The following is a 3,748-nucleotide window of genomic DNA, read 5'->3' on the forward strand; positions in this document are numbered from 1 at the left end:
TGTCCAGGCCGCGCAGCAACTCGTCGCGGTTGTTGCCGAGGATGACGGCGCGGTGGTCGAGGAAGGCGCGCTGGGTGGTCAGGGCGTGGGCGACCTCGCGCACGTCGTCGGTGGTTTCCCGCAGGTGGGCCGCCAGGCGTCCCGCCTGGGCGCGGAGGGCGTTCTCGTCCCGCGCGGACAGCAACAGCGACACCACCGGCAGCGACTCCGCTGCGGCGGTCTCCGAAGCGCTGGCGGGTACTGGTACCGGGGTCGGACCCTGCGGCTCCTCAGGTGCCTCCTCCAGGACGACGTGGGCGTTGGTGCCGCTGATGCCGAAGGCGGACACCCCGGCCCGGCGGGGCCGTCCACCCCTCGGCCACTCGCGCTGCTCGGTCAGCACTTCCATCGTCCCGTCCGACCAGTCGACGTGCGTCGTCGGCTCCGTGACGTGCAGAGTCGACGGCAGGACGCCGTGTTGAAGAGCGAGGACCATCTTCATCACGCCCGCGACCCCGGCGGCGGCCTGGGTGTGGCCGATGTTCGACTTCAACGAACCGAGTCGCAGCGGCCGGTCCACGGGACGGTTCGCTCCGTAGGTCGTGAGCAGCGCCTGGGCCTCGATCGGGTCGCCCAGCCGGGTGCCCGTGCCGTGCGCCTCCACGGCGTCCACCTCTCCGGGCGCCACCCCGGCATCGGCCAGCGCCGCGCGGATGACACGTTCCTGGGCGGGTCCGTTGGGTGCGGCGAGACCGTTGCTCGCCCCGTCCTGGTTGATGGCTGAGCCGCGCACGACGGCCAGCACCCGGTGCCCGTTGCGGCGCGCGTCCGAGAGGCGCTCCAGCAGCACGACTCCGGCACCCTCGGCCAGCCCGAAGCCGTCCGCATCGTCGGAGAACGCCTTGCAGCGCGCGTCCTTCGCCAGTGCGCCCATTCGGCCGAAGCCGACGAACACGTCCGGCGTCGGCATCACCACGACACCGCCCGCCAGCGCCATCGTGGACTCGTTGCTGCGGAGCGAGCGCATGGCCAGGTGCAGTGCGACCAGGGACGACGAGCAGGCCGTGTCCACCGTGACCGCCGGGCCCTCCAGCCCGAAGGTGTAGGCCAGCCGGCCCGAGATGACGCTCGTCACACCCCCGGTGATCACGTAGTCCTGAACGGCCTGCGGGGCGTCGGCGGACCGTTGCCCGTAGCCGTGCCCCATCGCGCCGATGAACGCTCCGGTGCGGCTGCCGCGCAGCGAGGCCGGGTCGACGCCCGCGCGCTCGAACGCCTCCCAGGTGGTCTCCAGGAGCAGCCGTTGTTGCGGGTCCATGGCCAGCGCCTCGCGCGGGCCGATGCCGAAGAACGCCGCGTCGAAGCCGCTGACGTCCGCCAGGAACCCGCCGCGCAGGACGCCGGGGTCCTCGACTCCGAACGCCCGGCCCTGTGCCCAACCGCGCGCGGCGGGCGGTGAGGAGACCGCGTCGCCGCCCTCGGCCAGCAGTCGCCACAGGGACTCGGGGGAGTCGACGCCGCCGGGGAAGCGGCACGCCATCCCGACGATCGCGATGGCGTCCTCGTCATCGCCGGGCCGGCCCTGATGCGCCGTGAGAGAACGGTGGTCCCCGGTGGCCTCCTTCTCCGGCCGGGGGAGGAGCAGCTCCCGCAGATGGCCGACGAGAGCGCGCGGCGTCGGCCGGTCGAAGACCAGGGTCGCGGGCAGCCGCAAGCCGGTCTCCCGGTTCAAGCGGTTACGCAGCTCCACGGCCGTCAGCGACTCGAAGCCGAGATCCTTGAAGGCGCGGTCCGGGGAGAGGGTCTCCGTCCCGCCGTGGCCGAGCACCGTTCTCGCCAGTGAGTCGACGCGTTCGAGTAGGACGCGTTCGGCGTCCGCCGGTGAGAGGCCGTCCAGCTGCCGCCGCAACTCCGCACCGGGGACGGGGCCTTCGCCAACCTGACCCTCCGCGTGCGCAGGAACCGTCGTGCTGCGCTCCGACACGGAACGGGCTGCGGGCAGTTCGGCGAGCAGACGACTCGGCCGCATAGCGGTGAACAGCGGCACGAACCGTTCCCAGTCGATGTCCGAGACCGCGACGAAGGCGTCGTCGTGTTCGAGCGCCTGTTCCAGCGCCGCGAGCGCCGACTCGGGCCGCATCAGCGGCAAGCCCTGACGGCGTACGCGCTCGCGCGTCGCTTCGACGTCGGTGTCGCCCAGGTTGCGCCACGTGTTGACGGCGTCCTCCCAGACGCCCCATGCCACGGACGTCATCGGCAGTCCCCGGGCCCGACCCTGTTCCGCCCACGCGTCCAGCGCCGCGTTGGCCGCCGCGTACGCCGCGTGGTCACCGCTGCCCCAGAACCCGGCGATCGAGGAGAACAACACGAACGCGTCCAGCTCCTCCGCGTCGAGCAGCTCGGCCAGATGCTCGGTGCCGTCCACCTTGGCAGCCAGGACGGCGTCGAAGCTCTCCGCGGTCGTCCCCGCGAACGGCGCCAACTCGATGTAAGCGGCCGTGTGCAGCACGGTGCGCACGACGTGGCCCTCGGCGCGCAGCCGCGCCAGCAGCGCCGCGACGGCTTCGCGGTCCGACACGTCACAGGCCGCCACCGTCACCTGGACACCGGCTGCGGACAACTCCGCCGACAGCTCGGCGGCCCCGGGCGCGTCGGCCCCCGAGCGGCTGACCAGCACCAGGTGCTCGGCGCCGGTCTCGGCCAGCCGCCGCGCCAACCGGGGGGCCAGACTCCCCGTCCCGCCGGTGATCAGAGCGGTTCCCCGGGGTTGCCAGCGGCGGCCGGGCTTCGCGTCCCCCGTCGCCGCACCGACCATCCGTCGGACGAGGACGCCACCCCGGCGCACGGCCACCTGGTCCTCGCCGCCGCCGTCGGCGGGGACACGCAGCAGGCCGGTGAGGGACGAGGCGTCCGGTTCCGTGGGCAGGTCGATCAACCCGCCCCAGGAACCGGGGTGTTCAAGCGCGACGACACGACCCAGACCCCACAGCTGTGCCTGCACCGGATCGGCCGGGGCGTCCCCGGGGGCCGCCGACACCGCCCCCCGCGTCAGGCACCACAGCGGTGCCCGACTCCCGAGGTCCACCCACGCCTGGGCCAGCGCGAGCGTGAGACTGACGCCGAGGGGAAGGGACCGGCGCCGGGGGTCGCGCCGTCCTTCCCACGCGAGGAAGGACAGCACACCGGTTGGCGCGTCTTCACCGGCCGCGCCCAGCGCGGCGAACCGCTCGGCCAACGCCGTCCTGTCGGCATCATCCGCCGACAGCTCCACCGTCACCACACCCACCCCATGGCGGGTGAGCATCCGCGTCGTCTCCACGACCCACGAAGAGTCGGTGTGCCCCGTGGGCACCACGACCCACCACGTACCCGTCAGCCGTGCGTGGCCGCTCCACTCCACCGGCCGCCACGCGGCGCGGAACCGCCACGAGTCAACCGCTGTCCGTTCCTTGCTGCGCCGACGCCACGAAGACAACGTGGGCAGCACGGCCGACAGCGACGCACCCTGCTCCTCGTCCACCTCCAGGGTCCGGACCAACTCCCCGAGATCCTGTGCCTCGACCGCGTCCCAGAAGGCCGCGTCAGGCCCGTCCACCGGGCCCGCCTCTGACGCGGTGGTGTCCGGTTCGTCCACGATCCACAAGTGCTGGTGTTGGAAGGGGTAGGTGGGGAGGTTGATGTGGGGGTTGGGGTGGCGGTTCGGGGGTGTGGTGGGGATGCCGTGGGTGGTGGTGTGGGCGGTGTTGGTGAGGAGTTGGTGCCAGGCGCT

1 protein-coding gene is annotated in these 3,748 nt (G+C 72.9%); it reads right to left on the minus strand.

Going from position 1 to position 3,748, the window contains the following annotated elements:
• A partial coding sequence (locus tag IF129_RS25865; RefSeq protein WP_191212267.1) for an SDR family NAD(P)-dependent oxidoreductase occupies positions 1–3,748 on the minus strand: 3,748 nt, incomplete at both ends.

Source organism: Streptomyces chumphonensis (assembly GCF_014779715.1).
Lineage (GTDB): Bacteria > Actinomycetota > Actinomycetes > Streptomycetales > Streptomycetaceae > Streptomyces > Streptomyces chumphonensis.